Source organism: Altererythrobacter aquiaggeris (genome assembly GCF_037154015.1).
Classification (GTDB): Bacteria; Pseudomonadota; Alphaproteobacteria; order Sphingomonadales; family Sphingomonadaceae; genus Aestuarierythrobacter; species Aestuarierythrobacter aquiaggeris.
Genome location: NZ_JBANRL010000001.1, coordinates 78,450 through 94,463, shown reverse-complemented (window position 1 = coordinate 94,463; position 16,014 = coordinate 78,450). Strand labels below are relative to the sequence as shown.

Sequence of the window (16,014 nt, the reverse complement as noted above, 5' to 3'; positions counted from 1 at the left end):
GGCACCTCGCCGTCGCCACTTGCAGATGGCCCTTGCCGCTGGCCCTTGCCGCTGGCCCTTGCCGCTGGCCCTGCGGAACCCTAAACCATCATAAACCGTAACAGCGGTAATAATTTCGCGGGAAAGAGGAGCGGGCCCAAGGTGCAGCTTGCAGAAATCGAATCGGCCAACAGCCTTGTAGAACTGTTTTTCAAACGCGCCGGGGAAAAAGGCGATGCGCCCTTCCTTGGCCGCAAATCGGGCGGCGAATGGGTAACGCAAAGCTGGGCCCAAACCGCCGAACAGGTTTGCATATTGGCCGAAAGCCTGCGCGGTTTAGGCCTGGAGCCGGGCGACCGCGTGATGCTGGTTTCCGAAAACCGGCCTGAATGGTGCGTCGCCGATCTCGCGATCATGGCGGCGGGCTGTATTACAGTGCCCGCATATACCACCAACACGACGCATGATCACGAGCACATCCTCGATAATTCGGGGGCGCGCGCGGTCATCGTATCGGGCGACAAGCTGGCGGCGCCGCTGCTGCCCGCGATGCTGCAATCGGGCATCGCCGAACATCTGATCGCGATCGACGGTCAGAAACAGAGCCAGGCCGGTAGCTTTCGCGGGCATAACTGGGCCGATCTTCTGACGGGCGATGCGCAGGCCGCGCGCGCCGCTGTCGATGCCCGGGTTGCGTCGATGAAACGCGATGACACTGCCTGTATAATCTATACCAGCGGCACGGGCGGTGCACCGCGCGGAGTGCTCCAGCATCACGGCGCGATCCTGTGCAATGTGGCTGGCGCAGCCGAAGTGCTGATAGAAGATTTCGGTCTGGATGAGGGGGACCGTTTTCTCTCGTTCCTGCCGCTCAGCCATGCTTACGAACATTCGGGCGGACAGTTTTTGCCCATCGGTGTCGGCGCGGAAATTTTCTATTCGGAGGGGCTGGAAAAACTGGCCAGCAACATCGAAGAAGTGCGCCCGACAGTAATGGTTGTGGTGCCGCGCCTGTTCGAGGTTCTGCGTACCCGCATCATCAAGCAAATCGAGAAACAGGGCCGCGTGCCGAATTACCTGATGGACCGCGCGCTCACCATCGGAGCGCGTAAGGCCGAGGGGCGCGGGCGGATGCTTGACAAGGCGATGGACATGGTTCTCGAAAAATCGCTGCGTCCCAAAATCCGCGCAAAATTCGGCGGGCGTTTGAAAGCGATGGTGTCAGGTGGTGCACCGCTCAACCCTGAGGTCGGGATATTTTTCGACGCGATGGGGCTGACCATGCTGCAGGGTTACGGCCAGACGGAGGCTGGCCCCGTCATCAGTTGTAACCGTCCGGCAACGGGCATCAAGATGGACACAGTCGGCGCGCCGCTTCGCGGGGTGGAGGTCAAAATTGCCGAAGACGGTGAAATCCTCTGCCGCGGCGAACTGGTAATGCACGGCTATTGGCAAAACAGTGCCGAGACGAAGCGCACGCTTAAGAATGGCTGGCTGCACACCGGCGATATCGGACATTTAGACGACAAGGGCCGGATTATCATAACCGACCGCAAGAAAGACATGATCGTCAATGACAAGGGCGATAATGTCGCGCCGCAGAAAATAGAAGGTATGCTGACACTCCAGCCCGAGATCGCGCAAGCCATGGTTGTTGGCGACAAACGCCCCTATCTGGTCGGCCTGATTGTGCCGGACGCCGAATGGGCGCTTGAATGGGCGCAGAAAAACGGCGAGAAATTCGACATGGCCGCGCTACAGGATCTACCGGCATTCCGCAGCGCGGTTCGCAAAGGAGTGGACCGCGTAAGCCAGAGTGTCTCAGTCACCGAAAAAGTCCGCCAATTCGAATTCGCGGACGAGCCATTCTCGGTTGAAAACGAGGAAATGACGCCGAGCCTGAAAATCCGCCGCCACAAAATCCGCGAACGCTATCAGGCACGGCTGGACGGGCTTTATCGGAGTTGATCTTCTGACCCGCTTTGATTGCAGACCATTTTCTGTGGGGAGTTACATCGCTGGTATTGCGGGGCAAATGGCGTGTTATAATGATTTTTCGGCCCGCCCGATTATCAAGGCAATGGAGGATGACGCTCGGCCACGGGTAACGTAAAAGCCGGTTAACCGTACACCGCTCGATATCTTGACAGAGTTTGGCGAATAGTCGGTTCCACGGTTCAACTAACCGCCGGCGAAGCTGTTTCAGAGGTTTAGGCCGCCTCAGCTTCGATGAACTCAGGGTAGAAACTGGGTTCGCGGTCGGACCAGCCGGGCGCTGTTGCGGCAGCTTCGCTCAGGCTTTGCAACAAATCCCGGCGGCAGTCCGGGCGGATTTGCGGCAAGGCAGCAGCGCCGCAAAATGCGCTGGGCAGCCACGCGCGGATGTCAGCGCCGAGCAGACGCTCGTAAAGGAAGCGGAACGCTGAAAAACTGGCGATACGTTCCTGCGCCAGGTCGAATGCGGCAACCCGGATGAGTTTGCCCATGAAGCTTTCAATCTGTTCGAAGCCGTGGCTTGCGGGAATATCGTCGCGCAGTGCCTTCAATTCCTGATAGGTCACATATTGGCTGCGAATGGCCGCGCTTTCCGCGGCATCGCGGGCCCACAGCTTGAAGGCATCCTGCCGGCCAAGACCGATATCGAGGCTGCGCCGGATATAGCGCTGTTCTGCCGCGTCAAAGCTGGCAAATTCGCGCATTTCCGCGATTGTCATTGAAATGGTTTCAGCTGCAGCCATTGCCCGGTCCCCCATCGCGCAGGCTAATCGGCCCGCGCGCTTTCTGGCTCCGGTTGTCACTGAATATGGTTAGCGTTTGGTAAACGCGCAGAAAAATTTGTTCATATCAGCCCGGCCAGGGGGCTGCTGGGATCCGCATATTTCCGCGTTGCCATGCGGCCCGACAAATACGCATCCCGCCCGGCCTGGACTGCCAGCTTCATCGCCCGCGCCATCCGGATCGGGTCCTTAGCCTCGGCAATTGCGGTGTTCATCAACACGCCGTCGCAGCCAAGTTCCATCGCGACAGCAGCATCGCTCGCCGTGCCGACGCCTGCATCAACCAGCACCGGCACGCTGGCCCCTTCGACTATCAGGCGGATAGTAACACGGTTCTGGATACCCAGCCCGCTGCCGATCGGTGCGCCCAGAGGCATAACCGCAACCGCGCCGGCTTCTTCAAGCTGTTTGGCGGCAATCGGATCGTCGGTGCAATAGACCATCGGCTTGAACCCTTCGCCGGCAAGCACTTCGGTGGCCTTGAGCGTTTCGCGCATATCGGGATATAATGTGCGCGCTTCGCCCAGCACTTCAAGTTTGACCAGATCCCAGCCGCCGGCCTCGCGCGCCAATCGCAAAGTGCGGATCGCATCATCTGCGGTGAAGCAGCCAGCCGTATTGGGCAGATAGACTGTCTTGGCCGGATCGATGAAATCGGTTAGCATTGGCGCTGCCGGGTCAGACACGTTCACGCGGCGTACCGCCACAGTGACGATTTCCGCGCCGCTGGCTTCCAGCGCTGCTGCGTTCTCTGCAAAATCCTTGTATTTACCCGTTCCCACGATCAGCCGCGATGTGAAGGTTTGGCCTGCCACTGACCAGCTATCATCGCCCCCATCGCCCCCATCGCCCTGTCCGCCGCCGACGAAATGGACGATCTCCAGCACATCGCCTTCCATCAGGGCAATGTCGGCAAGCCGGGAACGCGGCGCGATTACCGAATTATGCTCAACCGCGACCTTGGCCGGGTCCAGCTGCATCTGGCGCACCAGATCGGCGATGGAGGATTTGGCGGGCGCGCTATGCGTTTCGCCGTTGACGGTCAGGTTCAGTGATGCGGCCATACAGGCCAGATAGCGTGTGCTACGCGCGGCGCAAGTTGATGATGTGTGCAGCAGCGACCAGAGCGACGCCAGCAATTGTCAAACCGGCTTCGGAATATCCATGCTCGACAAATAATGCGCCCCCCATCAGCGCCAGCCCGGTGATACCCAGCACGACGGGCGCAAGCCGGCGATGTTTCACTGCGCCCATACCGACCGCAAGCGCTCCGATCACGACCGCAATTGCCAGGCCCGCTTCGTGGAATTGCGGCGCAAACAAAAGGCCTCCGCTGGCGCCGAGTAGAGTGACCAGCGCCAACCCTGCCACACAATGCGCGGCGCACAGCGCCGACAGGACCACGCCCGCACGGTCCAGCCAATGCCTGACCGTGCGGCTGTTTGTCGGAAGCGTTGCTGAAACCATAAACATCATTTATGATATATTATATCATTGCGCAAGTCGGATTCGGCCTTGCGGTTCGAACAATTGATCCGCATCTGGGGCAGATGGCCACAACCGTTCTTCAGCGAGACGCCGCGCCAACGCTGGCCGGCAGCGTAGTTCGCCCCGTCAATATCGCAAATTGGCTGCTGTTCGTTGCAGTCATGGTTCTGATAATGGTGGGCGTCGGCGGAATCACCCGCCTGACCGAATCCGGTCTTTCGATTACCCAATGGGACCCGGTTACGGGCGCGTTGCCACCACTGGGCGAGGCGCAATGGCAGGCCGAATTCGAGCTTTACCGCGCCACTCCTGAGTTTATCAACGAATCAGGGCCGGCCGGGATGGATCTCGCGGCATTCAAGTTCATCTATTTCTGGGAATGGTTTCACCGGCTTTGGGGCCGCTTGATCGGTCTGGCATTTGCCGTGCCTCTGATCTGGTTCTGGGTGAAGCAGGCAATTCCGGCAGGGTACAAACCGCGGTTGCTCGCGTTGCTTGCACTTGGCGGGCTGCAAGGCGTGTTCGGCTGGTACATGGTTCGCTCCGGTCTGTCGGGTACCATGACCGACGTCAGCCATTTCTGGCTCTCCATTCACTTGGTGACCGCATTTTTCACATTGGGAGGGCTCGTGTGGACAGCATTGGACCTGCGCGCATATGCTGCTGACCAGGCAGCCCCTCCGGCACGGTTTACGGGCCTGGCGTGGGCTGCCGGATTTATCCTGTTTGTGCAAATTCTGCTGGGCGCATGGGTTGCCGGACTGAACGCAGGCCTCGCTTCAGACAGCTGGCCGCTTATGCAAGACAGATTAGTGCCTGAATGGGATACGTCTCGCGGCTTCTTCTGGGCGGCAACGCATGATCCGTATCTGCTGCATTTCGCCCATCGCTGGTGGGCGTGGATTGCCGTCATCGCGCTGGTTGTGATGGCGCGCAGAGTCAAACCGGTAAATCGGCTTGCATCAATCGCAATTCACTCCGCCTTTGGAACGCAAATCCTGCTTGGCATCGCAACGGTGATGACCGGTGTCGCACTTTGGCTCGCGGTGGCGCACCAATTGGTCGGCGCGCTGCTGGTTGCGGCCTTTGCCTGGGGCGCCCATGCGCTGGGCAGCAGGGCATGAAGCAGCCGCATAGCCGAAGAAAGATTCTGCAGATCCTGGGGGCGGCGGCAGTATTTTCCCCCGCGTTTCCAATGACTGCAAATGCGTCACCTAGCCAGTTTTCTCCCCCGTTGGCGCCCATGAACTTGCGTCGCAGCCTCCGGCGTGACCTGGGTGACGGAAAAACCATCACGATCACTCGCGACTACGAGGTCGAGTTTACTGCGCTGGGCTCGGGATATTCGTTGTCCGGCCGGCAGGTTTCGGTCGAAATCGACGCTCCGCCTTCACTGGCAAGATTTGCTGGTTTCGAATTCGACCGCGACGATTCTGCAGCCTATCCAGTCAATCTGGGCGTGAGCGGCGTGTTGATGGATGCCCGCCAAATTGACGATTCGATTTCGCTGGCGCGCGCAGTTGCCGAAGCACTGGACGTGATAGCTGATGCGGGCTTGCCGGTGGACGATCAAGCGCAGGCACGCGCCTATATCTCTGTGCTGGCGCAATCAGCAGCTACCGCCAATGCGGCTTCCCCGCCCGATCTGTTTGTTCCGCCCGCATCGGCCAATCGCCGCCAGGACACGATCTCCCTGCCGGGCGGGCTGAAAGGAACGATTGCCGTCGAATTTTCGGGAAACCGTGCTGCCGCCAGCGGCCTCATGACGAGTGCAAAACGGCTGATCATAACCGAATTATCAGGGTCTCGCAGAACCTCCGAGGAACACTGGATCCTCGGCTAACTCAGCCGTGACGTGGCAAGCATTTTGCACAGAGGTATTATTTTACCTTCCGGCAATCGCCCGATTTGCTTGACTTGCGGATGATTTGCGTCAAAAGCGCGCGCATTCGGGCACCCCTGATCGGGTGCCTATTTGTTTGTATTCCTATCTTAAGGACCATGCCATGAAGGCGCTGACCAAGACCACCCGGTCGATCAAACCGGCTGAGGTCGAAAAAAACTGGCACATTATCGATGCCGATGGACTGGTTGTCGGCCGTGTTGCCACAATCATCGCGAACCACCTGCGCGGAAAGCACAAGCCAAGCTATACGCCGCATGTTGACTGCGGCGATCACATCATTGTTATCAATGCCGACAAGGTCCGGTTCACCGGTAACAAGATGACGGGCAAGATTTACTACAAGCACACCGGCTATGTCGGTGGCATCAAGGAAACCACGCCTGCCAAGATCCTCGAAGGCCGCTTTCCCGAGCGCGTGCTTGAAAAGGCTGTCGAGCGTATGATTCCGCGCGGCCCGCTGGGTCGTGCCCAGATGAAAGCGCTGCACCTCTATAACGGCACCGAACACCCGCATGAAGGTCAAAAGCCTGCGGTGCTCGACGTTGCCTCTATGAACCGCAAGAACAAGGCTGCTCAATAATGGCTGACGACAAGAAACCAGACCCGAAGGCTGCCGAAACAGAGGCTGCTGCCGCGGCCGCTCCGAAAGCCAAAACCGAAGCCAAGGCAACCAAGGCCAAGCCTAAGGCTGCCAAGAAGGCCGACGCTAAAGCCGAAACCAAAACCGATGCCAAAGCGCCAAAAGCCAAGGCGGCAAAGGACAAGGCTCCGGCTGACAAGGCTCCTGAAGAAAAAGCGTCCGAAGGCGGACCCGCTGTAGCCACCGAAGCGAAGCCTGCTGAAACCAAGGCGCCCGAAACCAAGCCGGAATCTACCACCGTTTCCGATCTGGCCGATCTCAAGACGATTGCTGGCGATGCCCCCGATGCTGATGCAGTTGCTGCTGCTCAAGGTGCCGGAGAAGTTGGCCAAGCGGCGCCCCAGGCTCCGACTACGCCGCTGCGCGAGCAGGAAATCGATGCACAAGGCCGGTCTTATGCGACCGGCCGGCGCAAGGATGCAACTGCACGCGTCTGGATCAAGCCCGGCAAGGGCATAATCACGATCAACGGGCGCGATCAGGAAGTGTATTTCGCACGTCCGACGCTGCGGCTCGTCATCAACCAGCCCTTCACGATTTCCGAGCGTGACGGGCAGTATGACGTGATCGCAACCACCAAGGGTGGCGGGCTTTCAGGCCAGGCCGGCGCGGTAAAGCACGGCATCAGCCAGGCTCTCTCGCGTTACGAACCTGCTTTGCGCGCAACGATGAAGTCAGCTGGCTTCCTCACGCGAGACAGCCGTGTGGTCGAACGTAAGAAATACGGCCGGGCCAAGGCTCGCAAGAGCTTCCAGTTCTCCAAGCGTTAAACGCGTTCAGACAATCAACACCAGAAAGGGCGGCCCTCGGGTCGCCTTTTTTGTTGTTTTAGGCGGACTGTTTGCGCCGCCGCCGGCCTATTGGTCCGAAAAGGTGCGGTGCTCTACTGTCAAACCATGACCCTGCCGGTAAAGCAGGGTGTTATAAGCGGGCGGTGCGCCCCTGAGCCGCGTTGAAAGTGTTCCGGCGCCGACAACCTTTACCCCGTTTCCAGCGGCTTCACGGATCAAGTCGAACGAATGGTGCACATGGCCGGAAAGCACTGCATCTGCACCGGCACCCGCCAGTGCTGCAAACGCTTCATCACCCCCGATGGTCGGGTTCTTGTCGCCGTGACGCGCCGGAACAAGCGGGTGATGGCAGGCAACAATCACATAGTCATGGTTTTGACGCGCCTGTTTCAACTGGCCGAGCGTCTTCGCCAAAGCCTCGTCGCGGACATATCCATCGGACCACGGGAAGCGAGGCTGGATGCGGACGGTCGTCTTGAGCGGGACCACAGCGAGCGCTCCAAGATCAAGCTGGGCTTCGACGGTGCGTTCCAGGGCGCCAAACCGTCCATAAGGGTTGGTAAATCGCTCCCACAAATTGTAGTAAGGCATATCATGATTGCCGGGTTCGATCGTGACCGGAACCCCCAAGCTGCCGAAAAATTCTCGCGCAGCGGCAAATTCGGAATGCTTCGCGCGCTGCGTAACATCACCGGTGCAAATTACCGCAGCCGGTTTCTCTTGCGCGACAGCGGCAGCAAACCAATCAAGAGCAGTGCGGTTTTCTGCACCAAAATGGACATCGCTTACATGGAATAACAGTGTTTCTTCAGCCATGCGTAGCGCAAAGCAGATCGAGACCGAGCGGTGCAAGCGAAAAACTTTCGCTTGGCTGCCCTTCGATGATTTCTCCATCGATCATCAGGTCAAGCGGTTCGTCACCGGTCGAGCGACAAATAACCTCGGCAAACTGGCCGATGTCGTCATGTGGCCCCTTGCGATAATCGCGCAATGCGATTGCGGCACCCTGGGCAAGAAAATCAGCGACACCGTCAATGCTATAGCCGGCAGCCGCGATCTTCCCTGACTGCGGGTATAACCGGATAGCGCCATACCCATCCGGATTGCCCGCCGCGGGCTTGTCGAGCCTGGCCAGCGACCCGTTGGCACTGCGCTGGATGACTTCATTTGCGTGCGAAAGGGCACCGGCGATATCGCGATCGCGGATATCCTCGCGCACATTGGCCCAGCGGGCGCCGGGCCCGGCCAGGATTTCCGCTACGGCGATCCCGTCGCGCCAGCGGATGCAATCGATCCTCGATCTGGTCAATTCGCCGCGAGAGAGTAACGCAACAATGTCCAGCGAGCCAAGGTCCCCGTGCAGCGTATGGGACAACAGATTGCTGGTTCCCCCGGGCAGCGCCAGAACAGCCCCGCCCCAACCTTCCAGCGCAGTCAGACAGCCGTTAAGCGTGCCATCACCGCCATGAATGACGACCAGATCCGTATCCGAATCGTCCAGATCCCTAATGGCAGGCAACCCGTCATCTTTACAGTCCGAGCGTTCCAGCGCGCCATAGCCGGAAAGGCTTTCCGCAAGCTCTGCGATCTGGCTATCGTCATGACTTCCGCTTGCCGAATTATACACCAGCCTGATTTTCTGTGTCTTGGTCATGTCAGCTAAGCGCGCCGATCTGCCGCCGGTTCCACGCGCCACCGGTCAAACCCGGCGGGTCCAGATAAGCCAGGCGGCAAAAACGTTGAAACAGGTGTAACCGGCGTAATAATACCAGACCTCGGGATTGCCTGTTCCGACCAGCAGCATCGCCGCCAATAACACCGCAAATTCGCTTATCAGACTGGCCCGCCCACCCAACATATGCACAAACCATGGCATCCGGCCGATAAGTGGATGCCCGCTCTCGAGCACAGCCTTGTGCAAGGCAAAATTGCCGATTCCCAGCAGAAAGGTAATCAAAACGGCCATCCGCATTCATATAGGCGGGTTGTTCGTCGATTACCAAAGGCCATTCGTGGGCATCTTCGCGCAATTCGTCGGTAGCGCGATGCTCTGGTCGAGACATATTGTGTTTCGGTATAGCAGTTGCTGCGTAACTTTCTGGCTTGGAGCATTAGTATCGTACGCAGTCGGCATTTCTCCCCCGCCCGCCGGTTGCGGTAGATTGAAAGGAAATGACCATGAATACTTGGCATCTCACCCCAACCCTCGCGAGGAGTTTCGCCGCAATCGGCCTGGCAGCCACAGTTGCCATCGCGCAACCGGCGATCGCCGGCACCAATCCGGTCGTGGCGCACGTCAATTACGCCGACCTGGCGCTGACCACCCCGGAAGGTCAGAAAACACTCCAGACCAGACTGAATGAAGCAGCGCGGCAGGTTTGCCGGTTCGACAGTCAAGGCCGGTTGAAAACATCCCGGCAAGAAAACGCCTGTTACAGAGAAACCCGGCAGAAGGTTTCCGTACAAATGGCATCGGTAATCCGCGACAACCTGCTTGGCGGATAACGATACCTCAAACGGATCCGGGATGGTTTAGTCCCCCCGCCCGGATCCCCCCTTGGCCGCCTTCGGGCGGCCTTTTACTGGCCGGACCGCTAGCGCCCGGCCATTGCCTTCACTTTTGCCAGATAGGTGCGGCCAATCCTGAGCTTTTCACCATCTTCAAGCTCGGCAGACCACACACCCAATCCATCGTGTTTCAGCCCGCGAATGGCATCGCGGCGCAGGATGTTCGATCTGTGGATGCGGATAAATTCGTCGGGATCGAGCCGTTTCTCAAGCCCGGCTATCGTTTGCAGCAGCAAATATGTCCGTTCGCCGACATGCAACCGGACATAATCGCGTTCTGCATCGATCCGGCTGACCTGCGCCACTTCGATGCGCAGCAATTCCGAACGATGCGGCACCCATAATTCGGACAGCCACTGGCTCCGCCTGGTGCTGGAGGTGCCGCGCCTTTCTGATGCGCGTTCAATTGCGCGGGCCAGCCGCTGCGGGGTCACCGGTTTCAACACATAATCGACCGCGTCGCAATCAAACGCCTCGACCGCAAAAGAATCGTGGGCCGTCACGAATATGACCGCGGGCTTCTGGTCCAGTTTGGCAATCGCTCTGGCTACAGCCAGGCCGTCCAGTTCGGGCATGGTCATATCGAGCAGCACAAGGTCGGGGGAAAGTGCTTCGATCAGCCGCAGGGCCGCAGCGCCGTCATTGGCTGTGCCGGCGACCGTAATGGCGTCAAGCGAAGCGCAGATGACTTGCATCCGCTCTACCGCGAGCGGTTCGTCATCCACGATCAAAGTTTTCAAAACCGGTTTTTCAGTTTCGTCAGTCATGGCGTTCAAGCGGCATCCGCAGCTGTGTCGAATATCCGTTTTGGGTCGGTCCGGATGAAATGCTCGCAAGCGGGCCGAAACACGCCTCAAGCCGGTCGGCAACATTGGCAAGCCCGATACCAAATCCGTGATTGCCGGTGTCGGGCACGCTGGGGCCATCGTCGCTGACTGTCAGCACCAGACGATCATATTCCTCTCGTGCCTTGATCACGATCGTCACAATCCGGGATACGGGTGCGACGCCGTATTTGACCGAATTTTCAACCAGAGGCTGTAAAATCATCCCCGGAACCATGGCGTTTGCCAGATCGCCCGGCAGATCGAATTCGAACCTGAGGCGATGGGGAAAGCGGGCCGATTCGATATCCAGATAATGCCGCTGAAGTGCAAACTCCTCCGCCAAGGGCACATCGGCAGTAGGTTCTTCGGCCAGGCTATGCCGGTAAAAACTCGCGGTCGCCTGGATCATCTGTTCGGCCCGCTCCGCTTTGCCTGTCATGACCAGCGCAGATAATGAATTGAGCGTGTTGAACAAAAAGTGCGGATTGACCTGATACCGCAGCGAGCGGAGTTCGGCGGCCTTGGCTGCCCGCCGAAATTCGCCTTCGCGCCGCTCCGCCGCGCGTGCCTGCGCACCTTCGAGCAAAGCCAGGTATAGCGCAGCCCAGGCGAGGAGCAGGAAATAGCGGCCCAGCGCGGATTCGGTCAGCACTCTGAACTTGCGATAGGGCGTGTCCCCGCGTGCGAGTGTGACGGTCGTTGTCTCAGTTTCGGGTTTTTGCTCGCCATCTTCCGATTCGGTCGGCACATCGACGAGCAGATTACCGGCAGCATCGCGGCGAAATTTTACGCCATCCTCGCCGATCTTGTTCAACACCCGCCCTTCCATATCCGCAAATGCCCATTGATTGATCTGGGCGATCAACAGCGCTGCCGGAAAGGCGATGATGAGCGCTACCGCGGCTTTGGCAGCCAAGCTGCGATTGTCGAAAATGCGCAGAACCAGCCAAACACCGATGGTCACCAGCACGCCGCCGAAACACACCGCCAGACGGCGAATTATCAGCTCGTCCTGAAAATCATAATCGGCCAGCAAGCTGCTCAGCGTCGCCAGTAGGAAATAGGCGACCCACAGAGTGACCATCGATACGAGCACGACCTTGAAGGGCACTCTGGCACGGGGCTCGGCCGGCGCAGCCGCAGTATCGCGTTTCATATCCATTACCGGCAGACTTTGGACGAAATCTCGCATTCAATCCAGCGCCGCCGTCGATCTGGTGGCGCGTTTTGTCGAACGATCAAATGTCCTGTTAAGTCGGCAAAAGGTGTTCTTCCGCGATTTTCTTGCGCCAGATTTCCGGCGCCAGCTTATGGACGTTGTTGCCTTTGCTATCGACCGCGACGGTCACGGGCATATCCTCGACGGTGAACTCGTAAATGGCTTCCATGCCCAGATCTTCAAAGCCGACAACCCTGGCTTCCTTGATTGCGCGGCTGACCAGATAGGCTGCGCCGCCGGTTGCCATTAAATATGACACCTTGAAGCGCGAGATTACATCAACTGCATCATTGCCGCGTTCGGCCTTGCCGATCATGGCCAGCAGGCCCAGATCGAGCATCATTTCGGTAAATCGGTCCATCCTTGTCGCCGTGGTCGGGCCGGCCGGACCCACGGCTTCGCCCATGACGGGATCGACCGGGCCGACATAGTAAATGGCGCGGTTCGTGAAATCGACCGGCAATTGTTCCCCCGCAGCAATCATGTCCTGAATCCGCTTATGCGCCGCATCGCGTCCGGTGAGCATCTTGCCCGACAGGAGCAGGCGGTCTCCGTGATCCCAGCTGGCCACCTGTTCCTTGGTCAGATTATCCAGATCAACCCGCTTGGCCGCAGCATCAGGCTGCCAGTTCACGTCAGGCCATTCGTCCAGCTTGGGTGTTTCCAGAAAGGAAGGCCCCGACCCGTCGAGAGTGAAATGGGCGTGGCGCGTTGCGGCGCAATTGGGGATCATCGCCACCGGCTTTCCAGCCGCGTGACAGGGTGCATCGTAGATTTTTACGTCGAGTACAGTGGACAGGCCGCCCAGACCCTGCGCGCCGACCCCGGTGGCATTTACCGCATCGAAAATATCAATCCGCAATTGTTCGATATCGGTTTGCGCGCCGCGCTGCTTCAACTGCGCCATATCGATGGGTTCCATCAGGCTCTGCTTGGCGAGCTTCATGCAATGTTCTGCCGTTCCGCCGATCCCGATGCCCAGCATTCCGGGCGGACACCACCCAGCCCCCATGCTGGGTATTTGTTCGAGCACCCAGTCGGTGATGTTATCGGACGGGTTCATCATCTTGAATTTGGATTTGTTTTCGCTGCCGCCGCCCTTGGCAGCCACGTCGATTTCGATCTTCGAACCCGGGACCATTTCAACCGAAAGCACGCTGGGGGTGTTATCGCGCGTGTTGCGCCGGGTGAATGCGGGGTCCGCCAGAATTGACGCGCGCAACTTGTTCTCGGGATGCGTGTACGCGCGGCGAACCCCCTCATCTACCACGTCTTGCAAGCTCTTGTCCGATGCGAGGCGGCAGTTCTGACCCCATTTGACGAATATGTTTACGATGCCGGTATCCTGACAGATCGGCCGGTGTCCTTCGGCACACATCCGGCTGTTGGTCAGGATCTGTGCGATGGCGTCCTTCGCCGCCGGACCAAGCTCTGCCTCATAAGCATCGCCGAGCGCGCGAATGTAATCCATCGGATGGTAATAGGAGATATATTGCAGCGCATCGGCAACACTCTCGATCAGGTCTTCCTCACGGATGGTGATCATGTCGCTCATCGACCGCATACTCCTCTATATCGAATGCTACGCCCATAGTCCGGGCGAAGCCCTATCGTCAAAGCACTTGGCCAAAACATCCTATGCGCCTATGCATTTGCGGCGCCGCGTATTAGTAACACAACACAGCCCACGGATTTGAAATGACATTGACACAAACCCGCCCCACTACCGACTTCGCCGCCGCGCGCCGTGCGATGATCGACAGCCAATTGCGGGTTACCGGGGTCAATGATCCCGCCATTCTGGCACGTTTTGCAGCCGTCCCGCGCGAAGATCATGTGCCTGATAGCGCGCGCGGATTTGCCTATATGGACCGCGCAATCGCGCTCGGCGGCGGCAAGCATCTTGCGGCTCCGCTCAGCCACGGGCTGATGCTCGAAGAAGCCAGGCCCGAACTGGGCGACAGGGTGCTGTTGGTGGATGGCGGCAGCGGCTATCTGGGTGAACTCATTGGTCCTCTGGTCGGCTCGATCGATATTATCACACCCGCACAAGCGGCCGCTAATTTGCGCAAAAAAGATACCTACACTCTGGTGTTGATCGACGGGGCTATAACCCGTCTGTCGGACAGGTTGGTAAAAAGCATGGCCGATGATGCGCGTATTGTAACCGGGCTGGTGCGCAGCGGCGTGACCCGTCTCGCGGTTGGCCGAAAGGCTGCCGGAACCGTCGCGCTGGTGCCGCGCGCCGAAATCGGTTTTCCGCACTTGCCAGAATTTGACAAGGCTGAAAGCTGGAGCTTCTGATAATGGTTCTATGGGGGAACAAATCAGCTTCGCTGCTTCTTGCCGTGTCTTTGTTCGCGCTGTCCGCGCCAGCCCATGCCGATACGCTGAAGGAAGCCTTGATCGGCGCCTACCAGACCAATCCCACACTTCAGGCAGCACGGGCCAACCAGCGGGCCACTGACGAGAATGTTCCGCTCGAGAAATCTTTCGGGCGCCCCAGTGTCAACGGGTCGGCCAACTACACCGAATTTCTGAAACAATCGACCGCCAACTTCACCGCGCCGGAGCGGGTCGTCGGAGCGCGGGTCGATCTGGCGGTGCCGGTCTATTCGGGCGGCGCAGTCAAATATTCGGTGCGCGCCGCGGAGACGCGGGTCGAAGCAGGACAGGCTGACCTGCGGGGAACCGAAAGTTCGCTTTTTTCGCAGGTTGTCGCTGCGTATATGGATGTACTCCTGCAGCAGGCGGTTGTCGGCCTGTCGCTGAACAACGTCGATGTCCTGTCCATCAATCTCCAGGCGACCAGCGACCGGTTCGAAATCGGTGATCTGACCCGCACGGATGTGGCACAATCCCAGTCACGGCTGTCCACCTCGCAAAGCGACCTGGAAAGCGCGCGGGCCAATCTGATCGGCGCGCGCGAGACCTATATCGAGTTGGTCGGGGATGTGCCCGACAATCTCCAGCCTCCGCCACCATTGCCCGGCCTTCCGGACAATGTCGCCGAAGCAGTGGACATCGCGCTTGAAAACAATCCGGACCTGATTGCTGCCCGCGAACGCGCTGCGGCGTCAGACTATGATATTGACGTAGCCGGCGCGGGCCGTTTGCCGTCGGTAAGTCTGTTTTCCGGCGGTGACTATGCCAATTATCTTGGCACGCTGGGCGGCGGCGGTGTCGGACCGACCATTGATCAGGCACAAACATCTGCGCAGGCCGGTATTCGCGCTTCGATTCCCATTTTCAACGGCGGACGAGTGGCTGCGCTTCAACGGCAGGCGCAGGCGCGGTCGTCCGCCGCGCTCGAGAATGAAATTGCCGCCGAACGCGGGGTTATCGCACAGGTAAGGGCGTCCTATTCCAGCTGGCGCGCCGCCAACAGCATTATCCTTGCAACGCAGACAGCGGTGTCTGCGGCCGAGCTAAGCCTGGAAGGCACGCGGGCCGAAAATACGGTCGGCAACCGCACTGTGCTGGATATTCTGGATGCAGAACGCGAATTGTTATCCGCGCGCGTCCAACTGGTGACCGCGCGGCGCAACGCATATGTTGCTGGCTTTAGCCTGCTGGCTGCAATGGGCCGCGCCGAAGCCCGCGATCTGGGCCTGGGTGACGACGTTCCGCTGTACGATGCAGATGTCAATTATCAGCGCGTGGAGGGCAGTTGGTGGGACTGGGACCGCGACCCGGCACCGGCAGCGGTTTCAACCAGCACCGTTGACTCGCCGCCTCAAGATGGCGAAATCCCTGCAGACGGTGAATCGGACGCAGAAGACGGCGTTTATTGAAGGCAGAATGTCAGGGGTGGCTAGA

Annotated in this window: 17 protein-coding genes; 8 read left to right on the top strand and 9 right to left on the bottom strand. The window is 59.0% G+C overall.

Annotation, left to right across the window (positions count from 1 at the left end; genetic code table 11):
• Positions 1 to 141 precede the first annotated feature (141 nt).
• On the top strand, positions 142 to 1,947 hold the full coding sequence (locus tag WFP06_RS00480; RefSeq protein ID WP_336985298.1) for an AMP-dependent synthetase/ligase: 1,806 nt from the start codon (positions 142 to 144) through the stop codon (positions 1,945 to 1,947).
• Between the two features lie 242 nt (positions 1,948 to 2,189).
• Here the strand turns inward: WFP06_RS00480 and WFP06_RS00475 are convergent, their stop codons facing one another.
• From WFP06_RS00475 to WFP06_RS00465, 3 genes are all read right to left on the bottom strand, one after another.
• Positions 2,190 to 2,717 (bottom strand): hypothetical protein, encoded by a 528-nt coding sequence (locus WFP06_RS00475; protein ID WP_336985297.1) that lies wholly within the window; start codon positions 2,715 to 2,717, stop codon positions 2,190 to 2,192.
• Positions 2,718 to 2,818: 101 nt separating this feature from the next.
• Entirely contained in the window at positions 2,819 to 3,820 is a 1,002-nt protein-coding gene (gene thiS, locus WFP06_RS00470) for a sulfur carrier protein ThiS (RefSeq protein ID WP_336985296.1), read from the bottom strand.
• A 19-nt stretch (positions 3,821 to 3,839) separates the two neighbouring features.
• Positions 3,840 to 4,223: a MerC domain-containing protein gene (locus WFP06_RS00465; protein WP_336985295.1), complete on the bottom strand. Its 384-nt coding sequence runs from the start codon at positions 4,221 to 4,223 to the stop codon at positions 3,840 to 3,842.
• A gap of 83 nt (positions 4,224 to 4,306) precedes the next feature.
• Between WFP06_RS00465 and WFP06_RS00460 the strand changes: the two genes are divergently transcribed.
• From WFP06_RS00460 to rpsI, 4 genes are all read left to right on the top strand, one after another.
• Positions 4,307 to 5,368, top strand: a complete 1,062-nt coding sequence (locus WFP06_RS00460) for a COX15/CtaA family protein (RefSeq protein ID WP_336985294.1) — start codon at positions 4,307 to 4,309, stop codon at positions 5,366 to 5,368.
• A 119-nt stretch (positions 5,369 to 5,487) separates the two neighbouring features.
• Positions 5,488 to 6,087: a hypothetical protein gene (locus WFP06_RS00455; protein WP_336985293.1), complete on the top strand. Its 600-nt coding sequence runs from the start codon at positions 5,488 to 5,490 to the stop codon at positions 6,085 to 6,087.
• A gap of 163 nt (positions 6,088 to 6,250) precedes the next feature.
• A complete protein-coding gene (rplM, locus tag WFP06_RS00450; RefSeq protein ID WP_336985292.1) occupies positions 6,251 to 6,730 on the top strand; it encodes a 50S ribosomal protein L13 in 480 nt (159 codons plus the stop codon).
• A 308-nt stretch (positions 6,731 to 7,038) separates the two neighbouring features.
• Positions 7,039 to 7,560, top strand: a complete 522-nt coding sequence (rpsI, locus tag WFP06_RS00445) for a 30S ribosomal protein S9 (protein ID WP_336987590.1) — start codon at positions 7,039 to 7,041, stop codon at positions 7,558 to 7,560.
• 87 nt (positions 7,561 to 7,647) lie between these two features.
• Here the strand turns inward: rpsI and WFP06_RS00440 are convergent, their stop codons facing one another.
• The 3 genes from WFP06_RS00440 to WFP06_RS00430 are packed head-to-tail and all read right to left on the bottom strand — an operon-like array spanning position 7,648 to position 9,547.
• Positions 7,648 to 8,397 (bottom strand): metallophosphoesterase family protein, encoded by a 750-nt coding sequence (locus WFP06_RS00440; RefSeq protein ID WP_336985291.1) that lies wholly within the window; start codon positions 8,395 to 8,397, stop codon positions 7,648 to 7,650.
• A complete protein-coding gene (locus WFP06_RS00435) occupies positions 8,390 to 9,235 on the bottom strand; it encodes a diacylglycerol/lipid kinase family protein (protein ID WP_336985290.1) in 846 nt (281 codons plus the stop codon). Before WFP06_RS00435 ends, WFP06_RS00440 begins: the two co-directional genes overlap by 8 nt.
• A 45-nt stretch (positions 9,236 to 9,280) precedes the next feature.
• Positions 9,281 to 9,547, bottom strand: coding sequence for a hypothetical protein (locus WFP06_RS00430; protein ID WP_336985289.1), 267 nt, complete (start codon positions 9,545 to 9,547; stop codon positions 9,281 to 9,283).
• Between the two features lie 206 nt (positions 9,548 to 9,753).
• Between WFP06_RS00430 and WFP06_RS00425 the strand changes: the two genes are divergently transcribed.
• Complete coding sequence (locus WFP06_RS00425) at positions 9,754 to 10,086, top strand: UrcA family protein (RefSeq protein ID WP_336985288.1); 333 nt, start codon at positions 9,754 to 9,756, stop codon at positions 10,084 to 10,086.
• Between the two features lie 89 nt (positions 10,087 to 10,175).
• Here WFP06_RS00425 and WFP06_RS00420 read toward each other — a convergent pair whose 3' ends face one another.
• The 3 genes from WFP06_RS00420 to WFP06_RS00410 form a co-directional block, all read right to left on the bottom strand.
• Positions 10,176 to 10,916 (bottom strand): LytR/AlgR family response regulator transcription factor, encoded by a 741-nt coding sequence (locus WFP06_RS00420; protein WP_336985287.1) that lies wholly within the window; start codon positions 10,914 to 10,916, stop codon positions 10,176 to 10,178.
• Positions 10,909 to 12,132, bottom strand: a complete 1,224-nt coding sequence (locus WFP06_RS00415; protein ID WP_336985286.1) for a sensor histidine kinase — start codon at positions 12,130 to 12,132, stop codon at positions 10,909 to 10,911. The genes WFP06_RS00420 and WFP06_RS00415 overlap by 8 nt, the downstream gene beginning before the upstream one ends.
• A gap of 94 nt (positions 12,133 to 12,226) precedes the next feature.
• Positions 12,227 to 13,750: a fumarate hydratase gene (locus WFP06_RS00410; protein WP_336985285.1), complete on the bottom strand. Its 1,524-nt coding sequence runs from the start codon at positions 13,748 to 13,750 to the stop codon at positions 12,227 to 12,229.
• Between the two features lie 143 nt (positions 13,751 to 13,893).
• Here WFP06_RS00410 and WFP06_RS00405 point away from each other — a divergent pair, with 143 nt between their 5' ends.
• Together WFP06_RS00405 and WFP06_RS00400 are read left to right on the top strand one after the other, a co-directional pair.
• Positions 13,894 to 14,499, top strand: a complete 606-nt coding sequence (locus tag WFP06_RS00405; protein ID WP_336985284.1) for a protein-L-isoaspartate O-methyltransferase family protein — start codon at positions 13,894 to 13,896, stop codon at positions 14,497 to 14,499.
• A gap of 2 nt (positions 14,500 to 14,501) precedes the next feature.
• Entirely contained in the window at positions 14,502 to 15,989 is a 1,488-nt protein-coding gene (locus WFP06_RS00400) for a TolC family outer membrane protein (RefSeq protein WP_336985283.1), read from the top strand.
• Positions 15,990 to 16,014: the final 25 nt, after the last annotated feature.

Excerpts from the sequence above, each read along its gene's own strand:
- WFP06_RS00475 (WP_336985297.1), bottom strand. The coding sequence starts at position 2,717 with ATGGCTGCAGCTGAAACCATTTCAATGACAATCGCGGAAATGCGCGAA.
- thiS (WP_336985296.1), bottom strand. The coding sequence starts at position 3,820 with ATGGCCGCATCACTGAACCTGACCGTCAACGGCGAAACGCATAGCGCG.
- WFP06_RS00465 (WP_336985295.1), bottom strand. The coding sequence starts at position 4,223 with ATGGTTTCAGCAACGCTTCCGACAAACAGCCGCACGGTCAGGCATTGG.
- WFP06_RS00460 (WP_336985294.1), top strand. The coding sequence starts at position 4,307 with ATGGCCACAACCGTTCTTCAGCGAGACGCCGCGCCAACGCTGGCCGGC.
- WFP06_RS00455 (WP_336985293.1), top strand. The coding sequence starts at position 5,488 with ATGAACTTGCGTCGCAGCCTCCGGCGTGACCTGGGTGACGGAAAAACC.
- rplM (WP_336985292.1), top strand. The coding sequence starts at position 6,251 with ATGAAGGCGCTGACCAAGACCACCCGGTCGATCAAACCGGCTGAGGTC.
- WFP06_RS00440 (WP_336985291.1), bottom strand. The coding sequence starts at position 8,397 with ATGGCTGAAGAAACACTGTTATTCCATGTAAGCGATGTCCATTTTGGT.
- WFP06_RS00435 (WP_336985290.1), bottom strand. The coding sequence starts at position 9,235 with ATGACCAAGACACAGAAAATCAGGCTGGTGTATAATTCGGCAAGCGGA.
- WFP06_RS00430 (WP_336985289.1), bottom strand. The coding sequence starts at position 9,547 with ATGGCCGTTTTGATTACCTTTCTGCTGGGAATCGGCAATTTTGCCTTG.
- WFP06_RS00425 (WP_336985288.1), top strand. The coding sequence starts at position 9,754 with ATGACCATGAATACTTGGCATCTCACCCCAACCCTCGCGAGGAGTTTC.
- WFP06_RS00420 (WP_336985287.1), bottom strand. The coding sequence starts at position 10,916 with ATGACTGACGAAACTGAAAAACCGGTTTTGAAAACTTTGATCGTGGAT.
- WFP06_RS00415 (WP_336985286.1), bottom strand. The coding sequence starts at position 12,132 with ATGAAACGCGATACTGCGGCTGCGCCGGCCGAGCCCCGTGCCAGAGTG.
- WFP06_RS00410 (WP_336985285.1), bottom strand. The coding sequence starts at position 13,750 with ATGAGCGACATGATCACCATCCGTGAGGAAGACCTGATCGAGAGTGTT.
- WFP06_RS00405 (WP_336985284.1), top strand. The coding sequence starts at position 13,894 with ATGACATTGACACAAACCCGCCCCACTACCGACTTCGCCGCCGCGCGC.
- WFP06_RS00400 (WP_336985283.1), top strand. The coding sequence starts at position 14,502 with ATGGTTCTATGGGGGAACAAATCAGCTTCGCTGCTTCTTGCCGTGTCT.